This window comes from Flavobacterium sp. AG291 (assembly GCF_003350375.1).
GTDB classification, from domain to species: Bacteria; Bacteroidota; Bacteroidia; order Flavobacteriales; family Flavobacteriaceae; genus Flavobacterium; species Flavobacterium suzhouense.
Genome location: NZ_QQAR01000001.1, coordinates 126,834 through 144,274, shown reverse-complemented (window position 1 = coordinate 144,274; position 17,441 = coordinate 126,834). Strand labels below are relative to the sequence as shown.

Annotated in this window: 14 protein-coding genes; all 14 read right to left on the bottom strand. The window is 38.7% G+C overall.

Annotated elements, in window-relative coordinates; genetic code table 11:
- Window positions 1-38 precede the first annotated feature (38 nt).
- The gene (locus tag DEU42_RS00665) at window positions 39-275 is read right to left on the bottom strand and encodes a hypothetical protein (protein WP_379820354.1); all 237 of its coding nucleotides are present in this window, start codon (window positions 273-275) and stop codon (window positions 39-41) included.
- A gap of 11 nt (window positions 276-286) precedes the next feature.
- Window positions 287-871 carry a DUF420 domain-containing protein gene (locus DEU42_RS00660; protein WP_114756350.1) on the bottom strand — a complete coding sequence of 195 codons (585 nt, stop codon included), beginning with the start codon at window positions 869-871 and terminating at the stop codon, window positions 287-289.
- Window positions 871-1,500 carry an SCO family protein gene (locus tag DEU42_RS00655; RefSeq protein ID WP_114756349.1) on the bottom strand — a complete coding sequence of 210 codons (630 nt, stop codon included), beginning with the start codon at window positions 1,498-1,500 and terminating at the stop codon, window positions 871-873. Before DEU42_RS00655 ends, DEU42_RS00660 begins: the two co-directional genes overlap by 1 nt.
- A 2-nt stretch (window positions 1,501-1,502) precedes the next feature.
- Window positions 1,503-2,177 carry a hypothetical protein gene (locus DEU42_RS00650; RefSeq protein WP_114756348.1) on the bottom strand — a complete coding sequence of 225 codons (675 nt, stop codon included), beginning with the start codon at window positions 2,175-2,177 and terminating at the stop codon, window positions 1,503-1,505.
- 76 nt (window positions 2,178-2,253) lie between these two features.
- Window positions 2,254-2,607, bottom strand: a complete 354-nt coding sequence (locus DEU42_RS00645) for a cytochrome C oxidase subunit IV family protein (RefSeq protein WP_114756347.1) — start codon at window positions 2,605-2,607, stop codon at window positions 2,254-2,256.
- A 21-nt stretch (window positions 2,608-2,628) separates the two neighbouring features.
- Entirely contained in the window at window positions 2,629-3,618 is a 990-nt protein-coding gene (locus tag DEU42_RS00640) for a cytochrome c oxidase subunit 3 (protein ID WP_114756346.1), read from the bottom strand.
- Between the two features lie 47 nt (window positions 3,619-3,665).
- The gene (locus tag DEU42_RS00635; protein WP_114756345.1) at window positions 3,666-4,244 is read right to left on the bottom strand and encodes a heme-copper oxidase subunit III; all 579 of its coding nucleotides are present in this window, start codon (window positions 4,242-4,244) and stop codon (window positions 3,666-3,668) included.
- Window positions 4,245-4,246: 2 nt separating this feature from the next.
- Window positions 4,247-5,149 (bottom strand): heme o synthase, encoded by a 903-nt coding sequence (gene cyoE, locus DEU42_RS00630; RefSeq protein ID WP_199509031.1) that lies wholly within the window; start codon window positions 5,147-5,149, stop codon window positions 4,247-4,249.
- 303 nt (window positions 5,150-5,452) lie between these two features.
- Window positions 5,453-6,196 (bottom strand): deoxyribose-phosphate aldolase, encoded by a 744-nt coding sequence (gene deoC, locus DEU42_RS00625; RefSeq protein WP_114756343.1) that lies wholly within the window; start codon window positions 6,194-6,196, stop codon window positions 5,453-5,455.
- A gap of 49 nt (window positions 6,197-6,245) precedes the next feature.
- Complete coding sequence (locus DEU42_RS00620; protein ID WP_147278029.1) at window positions 6,246-6,617, bottom strand: VanZ family protein; 372 nt, start codon at window positions 6,615-6,617, stop codon at window positions 6,246-6,248.
- On the bottom strand, window positions 6,610-6,990 hold the full coding sequence (gcvH, locus tag DEU42_RS00615; protein WP_114756341.1) for a glycine cleavage system protein GcvH: 381 nt from the start codon (window positions 6,988-6,990) through the stop codon (window positions 6,610-6,612). Before gcvH ends, DEU42_RS00620 begins: the two co-directional genes overlap by 8 nt.
- 58 nt (window positions 6,991-7,048) lie before the next feature.
- A complete protein-coding gene (gene sprA / locus DEU42_RS00610; protein ID WP_114756340.1) occupies window positions 7,049-14,389 on the bottom strand; it encodes a cell surface protein SprA in 7,341 nt (2,446 codons plus the stop codon).
- A 3-nt stretch (window positions 14,390-14,392) separates the two neighbouring features.
- On the bottom strand, window positions 14,393-14,974 hold the full coding sequence (gene ruvA, locus DEU42_RS00605) for a Holliday junction branch migration protein RuvA (RefSeq protein WP_114756339.1): 582 nt from the start codon (window positions 14,972-14,974) through the stop codon (window positions 14,393-14,395).
- A 57-nt stretch (window positions 14,975-15,031) separates the two neighbouring features.
- Window positions 15,032-17,323 (bottom strand): NADP-dependent malic enzyme, encoded by a 2,292-nt coding sequence (locus DEU42_RS00600; RefSeq protein ID WP_114756338.1) that lies wholly within the window; start codon window positions 17,321-17,323, stop codon window positions 15,032-15,034.
- Between the last annotated feature and the right edge of the window lie 118 nt (window positions 17,324-17,441).

The following is a 17,441-nucleotide window of genomic DNA, read 5'->3' as shown; positions in this document are numbered from 1 at the left end:
TCATAAGTAAAAAAGCCGTGCTAAGCACGGCTTTTTTACTATTCTGCAAGATCATCTTTTTTCTTGTTCCTTAATCTGTACACAGCATACCCAACAAGACCTACAAGTAAATAAGGAAATATCATCAGGTAAACTATACCATCATTAACCGCCTCTGCTTTTACATTACCATCGCTGCTTTCTAATGCCGCACGACACATCGCACATTGCGCATTTGTTGTTACTGAAAAAAGCATTATTAGCGATAATGCAAAAAGGTATTTCATCCTCAACATAACAATTCGAATTAATTATAATATGGAGAAATCATAAGGTAAACTATCACTCCTGTAACAGCAACATATAACCACATAGGATATGTAATCCTTGCAAGCTTCTTATGCCTAAGGAAACTCTTAGAAAGCGCACGCACATACGTCAGCAACACAAAAGGTATGATTATTACTGAAAGTAAAATGTGCGTCAGTAATATAAAATAATACAGATAACGTATACCTCCTACTTTAGCTTTCTCCATTGCATCGGCAACACCATCGTGATTCAAATCACCAAAAGCTGTTGATTCCGATGTCATGTGATAAGCAACATACATTCCTAAAAAGGCAACCGAAAGGCAAATAGCAAATTTCATAAGCTTTTCATGCAAATCCTGTTTACCGTTTTTAATGGCACGTACGGCTACAATAAGCACTACCGCAGTAATACCGTTTATTGCTGCATAAATGGGAGGAAGAAAAGTCAAAGGTTTTACATCAAAACCAAAATCCTTAAGTTTTACAACCATCAGTAAGGCTACTACCAACGGGATTGCCAGTGATAGTATTATTATCCAGATATTGTATTTTTTTTCAATAGCGTTAGTATTATCCATTATTCTTCTAATAATTTTTTAATATCCTCTTTAATATCTTTTACACCATTATCATCAAGTCCGTCATAAAAAGCAATCGGGTTACCGTATTTGTCCCTTCTGCTGCGAACGTTTCCCTCTTTATCAACTAAAGCAAAAAGCCCCGAATGCTCAAAACCACCCGGTGCAGTCTTATCAGCACCAGCATACAGGTTAAACCCTTTCTTCGCCAGATTATAAATATATTCCCTGTCACCCGTTAAAAAATGCCAGTTATAATGTTTAACCCCTAAAAGTTCAGCATGTTCTTTTAAAACTTTTGGAGTATCATATTCCGGATTGATCGTAATCGATGCAATTCCAAATTTAGGGTTACCATAAAACTCCTGCTGAAGCAGTAGCATATTCTGGTTCATTTTTGGACAAATGGAAGGACATGTGCTAAAGAAAAATTCAACTACATAAACCTTACCCAGGTAATCTTTATCAGTTATCACTTTATTATTCTGGTCTGTTAACTTAAATTCAGGAACACGACCTATGGTAACTAAATCAGATTTTTGGAATTTTTCAACAATTTTTGGCACAGCCCATATACCGAATATCAGGATTATGAATGAAATCCCAACATATGAATATTTATTCTTCATAATTATATTTCTCTCTTAACCCCCTTCAGATTATTATTCTTTTTCAGTGCCAAACGATATTCCCTAAGCAATATCTTAATATCATCCGTCATTTCATTATGAAGCTCAGCGACAATAAAAGAATTATATCCATCTTTAAATTCATATTTGCCGGTCTTTTTATCTTTCATCTTCCCGTCTCTACCCCTAAGTTTACGGTCCTTATCAACAATGAAAAGATAATAAGTACCATTATCGGCATCCATAGGTTCTTTAACTTTAAGAGAACTATGGAATTCAGCAATCTGATTAGGCTCTACAAACAAAAATCTCCAGTTAGAAATATCAGCCATAACTTTAAGTTCAGCCATAACTTTCTCAACTTCCTGCTCTTCACCTTTAGGCATAAGCATCACAATCTGAAAATCAGTAAAGCCTTTATACTTATTGTTTATTTTTTCATTGATATTAAAAACCGTTTCCTTTTTTTTAGTAATATCATTACCCAAAAAACCAACGATACTTATGCTTCCCTGAAGGGAAACAGGTTTATTATCAAGTGTAGCCCCCTTAGGAAGTTCACTCACATTTTCAGTAATGACAGGTAAATTAAGAGCATTATGTTTAGCCAGTGCAAAATAAATATAACACGAAAGAGGCAAAACAAGAAGTATGATCAGAACAATTTTCTTTTTCATGGTAATAAGGAAAGCATCTGTATGCAAAATTAAAAAAAAGGCGGTTTAAAAACCGCCTTTTATAATTAATGTGTTATTAGAAAATCCACTTATAATTGTGAGCTGTTCCAAACACTTCAAAAACATAATTACCTTCTATCAGCAAGATGAACACTAAATAGATAATTAGGAATACTAACGGTGCCACAATAGACCACCTTAGACTGCTCTTCTCACCCTCAAGGTGCATAAACGCCCACATAATGTAGTAAGCTTTTACTATAGTAAGAATAATGAATATCCAGTTAAGCAAATTCATCTGGGCAAGATGAGTATCATGTAAAGATGCCGGTTTAGCAATACCAAGTATCACCTCTACAATTGTTATTATTGATAACAATCCGAAAACTGTCCAGATTCTTTTTGTATTAGATTCGTGCGAATGTGCCATGATAAATACTTTTAAATAAAATTAAACAAGGTAGAAGAATGTGAACACAAATACCCACACTAAATCTACAAAGTGCCAGTAAAGACCAACTTTCTCAACCATCTCGTAGCTTCTTCTTTTTTCGTATGTACCAAGCAATACGTTAAAGAAAATAAGCACATTAATCATTACACCTGAGAATACGTGGAATCCGTGGAAACCTGTAATAAAGAAGAAGAAGTTAGCGAACAATTTGTGTCCATACTCATTTCTTATAAGGTTAGCACCTTCAACTACGATAGTAGCATCTTCAATTCTCTTAAGAGACTCTTCTCTGCTTAATACTTCTTTATGTTTCTTAACAATCTTTTCTGTTCTCACAAGAACTTCAGGATGAGCTTTAAGCCCTTCTTTCACTTCTTCAACAGAATAAGTTGGTAAAGCAGCAGTTTCTTCAAACCAAATACCGTTACTTCTTACTTTGTTAACACGATCAGTAGGCAGTGTTGCAGCAAAATCTGCAAGAGCAACCCTTTCGTATTTACCATTCTCTCCCATCTTCACAAACTGAAGAATAGAACCACCCTTAGTTTCTACTGCTCCAAACTCACCTTTGATGAAGTTTTTCCATTCCCAAGCCTGAGAACCAAGAAAAATAAAACCACCAACGATAGTTAGCAACATATAGATTGCAACTTTGGTTTTTTTCAGATGATGACCTGCATCTACTGCAAGCACCATTGTTACTGAAGAGAAAATTAGTATAAATGTCATGAATGCCACATAATACATCGGTGCATCAACACCATGCATAAATGGAAAGTGATTAAACACCTCATCGGCTATAGGCCAAGTTTCAATGAATTTAAATCGAGAAAAACCGTAAGCTGCAAGGAATCCCGAGAAAGTTAGCGCATCCGATACGATGAAAAACCACATCATCATCTTGCCATAACTTGCTCCCATAGGCTCATTTCCTCCGCCCCATGTTTTACCTGTAGTAGTAGCTGTTGTAGTAACTGTCGCTGCCATATAAAGTTATTGGTTAAAAAGTTTCCAAATTTACACTATTTTTTCTATTAATAGAAATAGAAAAATAAAAACAAATATACCCATAAAATATCGAGAAAGTGCCAAAACATTGCACCTAACTCTAATCCAAGGGTTTGAGAAGCATTGTATTTTTGTTTAAAATGATTATAAATTACAACAAGCAATACAATAAGCCCTGCAAACAGGTGCAACATATGCACAACTGTAACTATATAAAGAAAAGAAGTAGTAACTGTACTCTCCGGTCCGGTAAAATAGTACCCTTCTTTAATTACCTGTGAAAACCCATTAAACTGAGCCAAAACAAAAGCAACACCTAACACAAGTGTCGCTATAAGCCACATCCCTGTTGCCTTCGTATCGTTTTTCTTAATCGAAAGCTTCGCCATGTGAAATGTTATACTGCTGGCCACAATCACAACCGTGCTTATTATAAAAGCAGACGGTAAGACAAAATCCTTCACCCAGTCAGGTCTTGACGAACTTACAACATAGGCACTGGTTAACCCCGCAAACATCATAAACATGCTTATCATGGCAAACCATAATATCATTTTTTTAGATCTGGCATTCCTTTCGTTATGCTCTTTAAGAGACATTTCCATAATTATCGAATAAATTTATCAATCACATATATAACCTGAAGCAATGAAATGTATGAAACACTCACCAACATCAGTTTTTTTGCCGCCGACGCGTCCATCTTCTTATACAATTTAACTGCATAAACCAACATCCACAAACCAAGAAGAAAAACAACTACAGCCGACACTACACTAAGCTTAAGCTCTCCCGTAAAACCGGTCACAGGGAGCAATGAGGCAATTATAAGCCAAACAGTATATAATATCGTCTGTAATGCCGTTTTTTTATCTTTCCTGCCAGTAGGCAACATAAAGAATCCCGCCTTCTTATAATCATCATACAAGAACCAGCCTATTGCCCAAAAGTGCGGAAATTGCCAAAAGAACTGAACTAAAAACAATGTTCCGGCTTCGACACCAAACTCGCCGGTAGCAGCAACCCATCCTAACATGAAAGGTATAGCCCCCGGAAATGCACCAACAAAAACCGCAAGAGGTGTCTTAGTTTTAAGCGGTGTATAAATACTAGTATATAAGAAGATTGAAATAGCCCCAAACATAGCTGTTTTAGGGTTGATGCTATATAAAATTGCAATACCTATAATCGTAAGGACTGCACCTAATATAAATGCAGTTTTTACAGACATTTTACCTGAAGGCACCGGACGATTCTTAGTCCTGTCCATTAAAGCATCAAGATCTTTTTCTATGATCTGGTTAAAAACGTTTGAAGCCCCAACCATACAATAGCCACCAATAGTAAGAAGTACAAGAGTAGCCCAGCTGAAAGGATAGAATTCGGAAAACCCTAAAAGGTATCCGGCTACAGATGAAAAAACAACACTAATAGCCAGCCTGGCTTTCGTTATTGCAACAAAATCTGCAAATAGAGATTTAAAAGATATCTGATTTTCCTGAGCGTTCAAAATGATTTTCATTGTATTTCAAAAACTCCGGCAAAGATAGTCCAAAAATCAGTAATCCCTCAAAAGGACTGCAAAAAAGATACATTATAAATAATTTTAAAAAAAACATTATTTATAACGCAACCTTTTCAAGGTTTTATCATCTATACTATGTAACCATCTCATAAATGGTTTCACTAAGTTAAGTTGCTACAGGAAAAGATAAATTTCGTCGGGAAACATTGCTATGAAAAAGAAATAAAATCCGCTTACGAAATTTGCTATGAAAAAGGAAAACCTTCCCAAACGGGAAGGTTTATTTTTTTAATACCCTTGAGATGTAGCTTCACCACCAATGATAGCCTTCGCCGACGATGTGCCAATACGCTTAACACCCATAGCAATCATCTGTCTTGCCTCTTCCAGAGTACGTACACCTCCCGCAGCTTTAACCGGAAGCGGATAAGCATTTTCAAGCATTAGCTTAATTCCCGACAACGTGGCACCATTAGGAATTCCATCTCTGGTCTTATAGAATCCGGTAGATGACTTTACAAATACCCGCGAATAGCTGCTTTCTTCAAAATTTGTAAGCACGACGTTTTTGACCAAGACACTCAACTGGACAATCTCATGGTCATTCAACGCAGCTATTTCAATAATCCACTTTACAATCTTATTATGTTCTAATCCCAAACGTGTACATTCAAGCACCTGATTTTTCACAGCAGCAACATTGCCCGCCTTAAAACCTTCATAATCCAGCACAAAATCAAGATCATCAGCACCATCTTCAATAGCCTTTTCAGCTTCAGCCAACTTATCTGCCAGCGAACCTTGTCCTGAAGGAAAGTCAATAACGGTTCCAACCGTCACTTTACTTCCGGCAGCATCTATCATTTTACGCGCTATAGCAACCACCTCCGGTCGAATCATAACCAACTTGTACTTTTCGGTTATAGCTTCCTGCACGGTATTTTTAACCACTTCATTATTTTCTACTTCGGTCAATCCTGCCTGATTAGCAGTCTTTAAATAGGTCGAATCTAAATATTGTCTTATATCCATTTGTAATAAAATAAAAATCCCTTTCCAAAAAACGGAAAGGGATCATAATCTATTTTTTCAACTTCTGACGAAGCCATAATATTAAAATTCCAAAAGCACTCCCTGAAGTATTGGCAATTACATCTAAAATCTCAGCATTACGTCCTGATGTAAACAGCCATTGGCATATCTCGATCAAAACACCATAACTTACCGCTGTGATAAAAGCAAACGCAAACGACTTCTTCAATACACCCCACTTTAATTTAAAGTCTTTGTAAAGCAACAAGGTTAATACAAAATAAAAAACAAAATGTACAACCTTATCTTTATGAGGTATAACAAACCAGGCAGCAGTAGGAATTTTAGAAGCACTGACCAGACACATATAGGTTATAAACAGAACCCATACAATAGTGGCCAGTACAAACCTATTAGGCACCTATCAGCTCTTTGTATTGTTCGCTGCTCAATAGTTCGCTCTCCTCAGACGGGTTAGCGATTTTCACTTTAACCATCCATCCGTCACCGTAAGGATCAGTATTTACTTTCTCAGGAGTAGTTTCAAGAGAATCATTGAATTCAATAATCTCACCAGAAAGTGGAAGGAAAAGGTCAGATACTGTTTTAACAGCCTCTACTGTACCAAAAACCTCGTCTTTATCAAGAGTCTGATCAAGAGTATCAACTTCAACATATACAATATCACCAAGCTCTTTCTGAGCGAAATCTGTAATTCCTACAGTAGCGATATCACCTTCAATTTTTACCCACTCGTGGTCTTTAGTGTACTTTAAGTTTGCTGGAATATTCATCTTAGTTTGTTTTTGGCAAATGTATGTTTTATAAAAATAAATGTAAAATGTTTTTCTATTAATTTCCGAAATTATATCTCAGCGTAAATCCGGTACGGATATTCGTTAACGGATATGATGTTGATATAACAGCTTTAGAGAACGAATGATCGTAATAGAATATGGCAGTCAGGTTTTTACTGAATGCATAATCCGCTGTAAGCTTAATAGACCAGATATTTTGTCCACCACCCAGTTGGTTGTTGTCATAATCCAGGTAACGAACAATAGTTTCGTTCTTTCTTAAAGAGAAATCGGTCTTGATATTAATATCACTCTTAATAGTATTGGTAGGGTTATCCGCAAGACTGGAATTAATTATAACATCTTTAATACGATAACCTAAACCTATAATATATTCATTTCCTTTCACCTCTGTAAGAAGGTTGTTATCAAAGCTCATGTTAAGCGATCTGTCTTTGCGTATTTCAGCAAGGATCTTAACTGAATTCTTCATTTCAAAATCAACACGGATAAGCGGATTAAACTGCTCCATAAGGTTAATATTCGAAATAATATTCTTGTTGTAGAAGTTACCCTCTCCGTTATTATCACGAGCAATATCTCCAGTAGCTTCGTCCACACCATAATCAAAATTCGAGCGGTAAGCATTAACACTGTATGTTGCTTTGTAACCATGCTGTAATGAAAAACGCTTAAACTTATCTTTGAAAAACTTATAACGCATCAGGCCGGTATATTTAACAATCCAGTTAGGAAGAGGAACATCCCTAAGGAAACCCGTTGAAACTTTAGAAGCATCCTGACCAGAGTAAGCCGCCATAAATGCAGGAAGCAACACCGCCTGGCTGTTTCGTCCAAAACCTACAGGATAACCTGCATTCGCCTTAGAGAAATCACTATCAGTTGGGTTATCTGTATAAACAGGGAAGCTTGTAGTACCATAATGTTGTGTAGCAAGCCTGTTAGCAATTACAAGCCTGTTCTCCCTCATCTGGTTAAAGGCGTCCGAACCATTTACATCACTCTTACTGAATGCTGTACCTATAAGTATGGTCGACATCTGGAAATTACCAAATGTATATGGAGACCTTGAGTTATAATCTAACACCCCATCATTATTAATACTAACATCATATTGCTCCGAGTAATTATTAGCATAATCCCTGTTTGCAGTAAGATCAATAGTAAAATCAGGAAATAAATCTACCCTTGCAGTAAGATCAAGCTCTTTAGTATTAACCTGCGTAAAATTCTGATTGTATTCCGGATACATTGTCAGATAGCCGTTTCGGGCAGCAATCATACGCACATCATCATCCTGACTACCAAAAATAAAATCAAGTGTAGGTTTACTTGTTCCAAAGAAACCTATACCCGGAAGATACCCCGGAAGCACAGTTCCATTCGTTTCTGTATAATTCACCTGAATATTCTTCACACTGGTAAGTACCCCGATCAATCCATTAACAAATGGATTTCCATCTGTTGCCGGTTTAGGTGCAGCAGTAATTTTTTCACCAGGTTTTGGTGCTACTTTAGGAGCTGCTCCGTTTACTGGTTTCTTTTTACCGGTAAGACCAACATACTTATATAACTGATCTAAATTCAGTGTCGTATTCAGCTTTTGCATGTTTTTATTCTGGACAGTATTACCCAAATCATACTGTAAATTACCAACATAAGCTGTTGCCAACGCGTCATTAGAACGCAACCACCCATACGATCCACCATACGAATAAGTAGCCTTAACAAAACTTAATGCAGGTATTTTATTAATCGGTAAATCGTAGTTCAGTAAATAACTCTGATCGTGCTGATTTGTTTCACCCATATCCCAGAAGTCACTCCAGATATTATATCCTTCCATTGGAGCCCCTCGCTGATCGAGATAATTCCTTACAATGTTACTCGTAGCTACTGTATAATTAAGCTTAAGCGATCTTGTTATATTATAATTAAAGCCGTATCTGTACTCAAAGAAATAATTCCTTCTGTACAATGGACTAATCGGAATACCGTCAACATCAACATTCCTGAACTCCTGCCTGTTAAACTGCCTCATGATATTAGTACTGAAGGTAATATTGTTAGGAAGGTAATTAAAATTAAAATCCTGCAGTATTTTCCAGTACTGGCTTTTCTTCATATAAGCATTGTTCTTAAGCGGTTCTATAGCTTTAGGCTTAAATGCAAAATTGTAATCTACCCCGGTTTTCAGCTGCTGATCGAGCAAGTTCTCAATCTCATAATCATGGTGATTCGTTTGGTTAAACGAATAATTAAAGGTTAAGTTTTCCGGATCATAAACATGTTGTTTCTGTTCAGGGGCCCTATCCTTTTTAACTCCTATAAAGTTGATGCTTTTACGCTTGGTATAATCAATAGCCCTCTCACGCAGGTTATCTTTCTCTGCCTGATCATTCGTATTATCAATCATCTGTTCAAGCTTAACATCCTGCTGAAACGGATCGTATTCAGGCGTAATGATCTCTTCGCCTACTCCATAGTTAAACGGCAGGTTAATTCCCCATTTCTTAGGAAGCATCTTACCAAGGTTAACATTGGTTACGATATCATATTGCTTAGTATCTTCCCTGCTACGCTCATTAGGACTTTGCTCAATAGTACCAAAACCGATAGTACTCATTCGACCTGTTGCAGATACTGTTGCAAAATCTGCAAAGTTGGTATCCATACTTGCCACAGCAGCCATACCACCCTTGTTATCCATATCCGAAAGGCGAAGCTCATTAAACCATACCTCTCCTCTTAAATTTTGAGATGTATCGTTTCGAACCCCTAACATTAAAGTTCTAATGTTACCAAAATTAGGATTACCCCGAATACCAATCCACATATGCGGACTCAATGAAGGGTCAAGTTCCTGAGCTGGTACATATACTACGCCATTTGCGTCTGGCTGAGGAACATCCCCATTTAGTTTTCGAACCTTAAGCTTGGTCAACGCATCCAGAGTAACCAGCATTTCGTTATTCTCAGGCCAAATATCTTCCGGAATTCTTGCAGTTTGTGGTGTAACCTCCAACTCCATTTGTACTTCGTAGAAGTTATCTGTAAAGTCATTACCAAAACGCATAAAACCTTTCATCTGATATGGCTGCAATGCCCTTGAAGTACCATCATCAGCCGGCAAAGCCTCAGCATGAAGGAACATTCTTAGCTTTTTAAACTGACGCATATCAATATTCACGTTTTTGAATACAGCACGTGAATCACCCGACTGAAGGCCATCGTCTGAACCTCCTGTAGGATCAGGATACACTCTTAACGACAGAGCCTGTTCATTTTGATTGATTACAGCATTATTGGTATACAATTGCTCTCTTCTCACTCCCGGAGGCGAAACATAAGGTATTGGCGAACGTGAACCATTTTCCTGAACGTTAAGCGCCACAACATCAAAACCTGTACGGTCATCAGTAGGATCTGCATCACCCGCCTGCAATGTACTTGTATATCTCCTCCATTCACCTCTAACAAGGTCAAGAGCCGCAAAACGAAGGGTAACCTCGTCTCTAAAGCCGGTCATTAACATCCTCATGAAACGAATAGAACGCACACTCTCAATACCACCAATAGGATCTCCGGCGTCAACAGGTATTTTATACAATAACCATCGCCCTTTAGCTTTATCACCTCCAGGTGTATCGCGATCAAAATTTCTTGTATCCACCAGATAGCCTTCACCCGGCATTTGTCCGGGAGTAATTGGAATTCGGTAACGATAGTACGAATCAATAGTATTCATGGTATTATCCCTGTTGATATCTTCAGTATCCGGCAGTGTCGTAGAACCTCTGTTATTACTGCTTATATCTACAGGAGAGTTACCCTGAGTACCGTTATAATCTTTATATTTTTCTAATACATTCCCTGAAGCGGCAAGATAAAAACGATAATTATCACCGGAAGGGTCTTCCAGTTGTGCAAATTCCGGATATTTAGCTGCTTCTTCACTATCTGTAAGCCCATCAAATCCTACATCCTGAACATCACGATTAGCCGTATTGGTATCAAAGGCATAGATAAGCGATTGCGATACCGGGACATCTCCCCATACAGATGAGAATACCGGCTGGTTACCCCCTGCCTCAGGTAGTCCATTTTCATATTGTTTTCTGTTATCTTTCAGTATATCCTCCGAAATTTCACCAAGGTTTATTTCAAGAACACCCGTATTGTTCGGATCGATTCCGTCTCCACCATCAACTGAATATGGATCCATTACCCAAAACTGGATGTACTCCACATTGGTCTGCTCAAAGTTTGTTGAGTTAATGGCACGCATAATACCTGCCCAGTTATCTGTTGCTTCCGTTTCAGTAAATCGGAATCCATTAGCAGGAAGCGTTGGATTAAAGTTATAAGGCCCCCTTTCCTGCGGATAATAGCTAAGGTCTAGTGTATTTACTACAAGGCTTTGCCCCGGAGCCACATCGGTAACCGGATAAAGCTCCTGATAATAAATTCTTCGCGTACGGTTTGACGAAATATCTTCCGGCGGAACATCTGCTCCTCCCGCTCCCTGAGCATAGAATACAGGATCGATACTATACCATGCGAGCTTTGCTCTTTTATAACCGTAAGAAAGATCATTAGCCGGAATAGGCTGTTCAGGCCCGTCTCCAAAAGCCGCCGGAGAACTCGAAAGCGTCCATCCAAGCGCAGAACGCATATCTATATTGGTTTGTGAACCCTCAAAATCCTCAACATAAGTAGTTGCTTCACCATTAAATCGGTCAGCTTTAGAGGCTCCGGGCTTAAGATAAGCCACCTCACCTCTGAACGAGAAGTTAGAAGGTACATCGGTATCAAGATTTGGAAGTTTATTTACCAAACGGGTAAAGAATGGCACCTCTGTAGCATAATTTACATTAAACCCAAAGATGGTATTATTTACAGACTCCTGACCGTAGTTTGTTTTATTGGTAAACGGCCTTTCTGACATATTCAGTAAAGTACCGCCAATCAAGAACTTATCGTTGAATTTATGCTCGATATTAAATCCGGCAAAACGCCTTGTTTGTTGACCAAATACAGAGTTATTCTCAACAGACACCTCAATAGGCGTATTTGATGCCTGAAGTGAAGGATCTAATATCTGTACCCTACCCAACTGGTAGTTCACCGTATAATCAACACCTTCTACAAGTACCCTTCCTCCGGCTGTAACCACAACCGAACCCTGAGGTACGTTAAATGCACCAATAGGAATACCGTCTCCTCCGGTCGATTTGAATCGCCCTCTCAACTGAAACTTATTCTTTTGACTATCCTGTAATGCATCCGCCTGAGTACTCTTATATAGTTTTCGGAATACGTATTTTTTCTGGTTGTTATTTACATAACTGGTTTCCGGTGTGATATTATAATCCGGTGCCGTTGGGTCTAACTTATAGTATAAATGCTCACCAAAAGGCTCAACGGTCGTAAAGATAATGCGCCCGTTATCGGTATCAACCGTAAGACCGGGTACAAAGTCAAAGAAACCATCACCATCAACCTGAGGGTCATTGGTATAGTTCAGCCTGTCTACGTTAAATACACGTAAAAGTGGGGTATTAGCAACGGCTTCATCTTCAGGAGTAGATATGTTTTGCTCGGGTAATGGCGACTGATCATCAGCCGGTGTTATATAGTTTAACGGAGATGGATCGGTATACAAGATATTCATCCTGAAATCTTCCTGTGCCAGCTGGAAAGCGCCCGGGATCATATAGATGTTTTTCATCATCAAATCCCATACCGGCTCAGAAGTATTTACCAGATTACTTTTAAGCATCTTAAGCATCAAACTCTTCGTGCTTGGTACAGGTGATGCTTCCGGAGTTGCGCCCGGAGTTACATCGGTAGCCGCAACACCATCAGTACCAAATTCACCCACCTGATACACCTTATCGCCTACCGTATACTGGTAAGCAACAGCAAGCACCTCGTCGTTATTCAGTTTTTGATTTAAGGAAATATAACCTAATTGTGGGTGGTATTTATATTCACTTGTGGTAAGCTTTCTTGCATTCTCAAGTTTAGAATAATCCCTTCCTTCAGAAATCGGCCCTAACTGAGGATCAAAACTATTACCATCCACTGTTACAATTTCTCTTATCGAAGACCTAAGCCAGCCTTCAGCGGTCCCAATCTTTTCGGGATCCAGCTTATTATTTTCGTTATCCGGAAACAAATCAAACTTGCTACCATTAACCGCGTTAAAGAATTCATCCGTAGTACTCGTAAAAACCCCAACGGTTTCTGCAGTAACTTCAGTATTGGTATTAGGTCTGTTCATTCGGCTTTCACCCAAATCCTGAAGCGCAATGATATTCCTTGAGTTATTTTCTGTGGCGTTTATCCTGTTTTGCCTGTTGGTTACCCAAACCTCAATACGGGTAATTTGCACCCTGCTGTAAATTTGCGGATACTGTCTTAACGCATAGTCGTAATTGTTCCTGAAGTATTGTGAAAGGAAAAAGTGTTTATCAGCATCATAGTCGAGCGCAAACATCTGGAAATCCTGAATGGTTCCACCTCCCTGTGCGGTAACTGTTTTGGTTTGCGATTTTTGTTCCGAGAAGATACCCGTTACAGTTGTTTTACCAAACTGAAGGGCCATCTTAACACCAAAAAGGCTTTGCGCCCCTCTAACCAGTGAGTTGGAAAGTGGGAAACTCACGTTACCCACCTCGATCTTCTGAATGATATCATCCTCTGTAGGAGTATATTCAAGCTTTATAAGGTTCTGGAAAGCAAAGGTAGATTCCGTATCATAGTTTGCGGTTACATTAAGCCTTGTACCTACTTTTCCCTGAAGGCTCATGGAAATTCGCTGATCAAAGTCGAAGGTAAGGGTTTTTCGGTTTCGCGGTGATATTGCAGGGTTATCCTGTTTGGTATAACGAACTCCCAAGTCTAGCTCAACCGATCCCTGAGGTTTAATATCAATAGTATTACTACCAAATATAGTTTCGAAAAAGCTTGAATTCACATAATAACGCGGCAAAAGATTCTTTTGCTGTTCTTCAGTACCTTTTCCATCCATCGCATTGGATTTTTCCTGAAAATAGGTACGCATCGATTCCCTTAACACCAATTCCTGATACTGTTCGGGAGTTAGTATTATGGGATAATTTATATTAAATCCGTCAAACTTCTTAGTAAAGATATACTTGTTTGTAACAGGGTCATAGGTATATGCCTCTACTATACTGGTAGGATTCGGAATTTCAACTTTTCCGGTATTATATCCCTTTATAGTATCGCGTGATTCTTCCTCCTCTTCCGTTACCTGTGCCTGCACCGCAACGCCAAAAAATAAAAATACTACGGAAATGGCGTATTTTAAGTTCCTGCAAAAATCTTTAGAGTAATCTGTTTTCAAGGATTATAAATTTTTTAATGCTTGTTTTATAATTGTCTCCACACTCGCCGACGGATTCTCTTTAACAATCTTCTCAATAACTTTCTCTGCCAATTTCTTGTTAAAGCCCAATACCTCCAAGGCAGATAACGCTTCTTCTTTGTTTGTATTGTAACCCGGACCGGAAACTTCCTCTAAATCGTATAGTTTTAACACTTTATCCTTTAAATCGAGTATTATCCTTTGGGCTGTTTTAGCACCAATCCCCTTAATCGACTGAATGGTACCTACATCGCCCGAGCCTATGGAATGAATAATATGTTTGGGATCCAGCGACGACAGCATAGTACGGGCAGTGCCGGCTCCAACACCGGAAACTGATATAAGCAGCTTAAAAAGTTCTCTTTCTGCCTTTTCAGCAAAACCAAAAAGCGTGTGGGCATCTTCTTTTACCTGCAGATAAGTATAGAGCTTTATATTTTCTGAATCAGGCAGCAACGAAAATGTATGCAGCGATATATTAACCTGATACCCTACTCCATTACAGTCTATTACCACATCGGTAGGTGTTTTTTCTACTAATCTCCCCTGAAGGTGTGCTATCATAAATATTTTTTAAGCCGTTCCCAAAAATAATAAAATTCTTTAACCCTGCACCAAAAACTATTTGTTTGCCATTTTAAGACGATATTCTTTTTCCTGAGCATCAACCACCGCCACTGCAGCCATATTTACCATCTCTTCAACACTTGCACCAAGCTGGAAAATGTGAGCAGGTTTATCAAGTCCCATCATAATAGGACCAATCGACACCACATGATCAAGCTCTTTTAAAAGCTTATAAGTAATATTTGCAGCATCAAGATTAGGGAATACAAGTGTATTTACTTTTTTACCCGCAAGTTTAGAGAACGGGAATTTATCTTTAAGCATATCCGGATTTAGTGCAAAATCTGCCTGAATCTCTCCATCAACAATAAGATCAGGATGTTCATTATGTAAAATCTCAACCGCTTTTCTCACCTTAACAGCATTTGAATGCGTTGATGAACCAAAGTTTGAGAATGATACCATAGCTACAACCGGCTCAATTCCAAACATACGTACGGTTTTTGCCGTCATTATAGCAATTCTTGCAAGATCTTCTGCTGTTGGATCAGGGTTAATTGCAGTATCAGAAAGGAACATCGGACCGCGTTTGGTAAGCATCATATTGGTTGTTGCGATCCTGCTAACACCCGGAGCTCTATCAATAAGCTGCATAACAGGCTTAACAGTAGAAGGATAACTTCTTGAATATCCTGTAACCATTGCATCCGCCTCACCTTCATTAACCATCATTGCAGCAAAATAGTTACGTTCCCTCATCCATTTCTGAGCATCAAGAAGATTCACGCCACGGCGTTGTCTTGTTTCCCAGTAAGACTGTGCATAACGCAATCTTCTTTCGTCTTCTTCATCTGTTTTAGGGTCTATAATCGCTACTTCAGCATCAAAGCCAATTTCTTCCTTCAGCTCGTTTATCGTTTCGCGGTTCCCTAAAAGTATTGGTTTACCAATACCCTCCTCCATAACTATCTGTGCTGCTTTAAGCACATCCAGGTGATCTGCCTCCGCAAACACTATTCGTTTAGGATCTGTTTTTGCCCTGTTGGTAAGCAATCTTACCATTTTGTTATCATTACCCAGACGCTCTAAAAGCTCTTCTGTGTATTTATCCCAATCCTGAATAGGATTTTTAGCCACTCCACTATCCATCGCAGCTTTAGCAACAGCAGGTGCTACTACAGCTATAAGCCTTGGGTCAAATGGTTTTGGAATAATATAATCACGGCCAAAGTTAAGTTTTGTCTCGCCATAAGCAATGTTTACCTGCTCCGGCACCGGTGCTTTTGCAAGCTCCGCTAGTGCATGAACGGCAGCCATTTTCATAGCTTCATTTATTTTTGTAGCACGAACATCAAGTGCTCCCCTGAATATATAAGGGAAACCTAAAACGTTATTCACCTGATTAGGATGGTCGCTACGTCCCGTTGCCATAATAATATCAGGGCGTGTACCTATTGCCACATTATAATCAACCTCCGGAATTGGATTTGCCATAGCAAATACAATTGGATCGTTGTTCATGCTAAGTAGCATTTCAGGAGTAAGTATATTACCTACCGAAAGCCCAAGGAACATATCAGCTCCTACAATTGCCTCAGCTAATGTTTGAGCGCTACCCGGCTGAGCATATTTCATCTGCTTAGGAAGCAGGTTTTCACGACTCGTAACCAACATGCCGTCAACATCAAACATTTTGATGTTTTCAGCTTTTACACCAAGAAGTATATATAAATCCGCACAAGCCAAAGCCGCCGATCCTGCACCCGAAACTACCAGTTTAATATCGCTGATATTCTTACCTGCAAGTTCCGCCGCATTAATAAGTGCTGCTGATGAAATGATCGCAGTACCGTGCTGGTCGTCGTGCATTACAGGAATATCCAGCTCTTCAACAAGTCTTCTTTCAATTTCAAAAGACTCCGGAGCTTTGATGTCTTCAAGGTTGATACCTCCAAAAGTTGGAGCAATATTTTTAACGGTTTCGATAAAAGCGTCAATGTTCTTAGCATCAACTTCGATATCAAACACGTCGATATCGGCAAAAATCTTAAATAGAAGTCCTTTACCTTCCATTACCGGCTTAGAAGCTTCCGGGCCTATATCTCCAAGGCCAAGTACCGCAGTACCATTAGAAATTACAGCTACAAGGTTACCCTTGGCAGTATATTTATAAACGTTATTTACATCTTTAGCAATCTCAAGACAAGGTTCTGCAACGCCTGGCGAATAGGCCAGTGACAGATCTCTTTGTGTAGCATAAGGTTTTGTTGGCACTACCTGTATTTTACCAGGATGTGGTTTAGCGTGGTATAATAGTGCTTCTCTTCTCTTACTGTATTGGTTCATTATGAATACTTTTTTCTGGAATCCACAAAGGTAACCCTATCGGCGAAACTGCGAAATTTTTAAGCCGATTCTTTTTGCAATCGTTTTTTATGTGAAAAATGTATCTTTAAACAAAATT

Coding starts and splice junctions, on each gene's coding strand:
- DEU42_RS00665 (WP_379820354.1), bottom strand. CDS start 275: ATGTTGAGGATGAAATACCTTTTTGCATTATCGCTAATAATGCTTTTT.
- deoC (WP_114756343.1), bottom strand. CDS start 6,196: ATGGATATAAGACAATATTTAGATTCGACCTATTTAAAGACTGCTAAT.
- DEU42_RS00600 (WP_114756338.1), bottom strand. CDS start 17,323: ATGAACCAATACAGTAAGAGAAGAGAAGCACTATTATACCACGCTAAA.
- DEU42_RS00645 (WP_114756347.1), bottom strand. CDS start 2,607: ATGGCACATTCGCACGAATCTAATACAAAAAGAATCTGGACAGTTTTC.
- DEU42_RS00640 (WP_114756346.1), bottom strand. CDS start 3,618: ATGGCAGCGACAGTTACTACAACAGCTACTACTACAGGTAAAACATGG.
- DEU42_RS00655 (WP_114756349.1), bottom strand. CDS start 1,500: ATGAAGAATAAATATTCATATGTTGGGATTTCATTCATAATCCTGATA.
- DEU42_RS00650 (WP_114756348.1), bottom strand. CDS start 2,177: ATGAAAAAGAAAATTGTTCTGATCATACTTCTTGTTTTGCCTCTTTCG.
- DEU42_RS00635 (WP_114756345.1), bottom strand. CDS start 4,244: ATGGAAATGTCTCTTAAAGAGCATAACGAAAGGAATGCCAGATCTAAA.
- gcvH (WP_114756341.1), bottom strand. CDS start 6,990: ATGAATATTCCAGCAAACTTAAAGTACACTAAAGACCACGAGTGGGTA.
- ruvA (WP_114756339.1), bottom strand. CDS start 14,974: ATGATAGCACACCTTCAGGGGAGATTAGTAGAAAAAACACCTACCGAT.
- DEU42_RS00660 (WP_114756350.1), bottom strand. CDS start 871: ATGGATAATACTAACGCTATTGAAAAAAAATACAATATCTGGATAATA.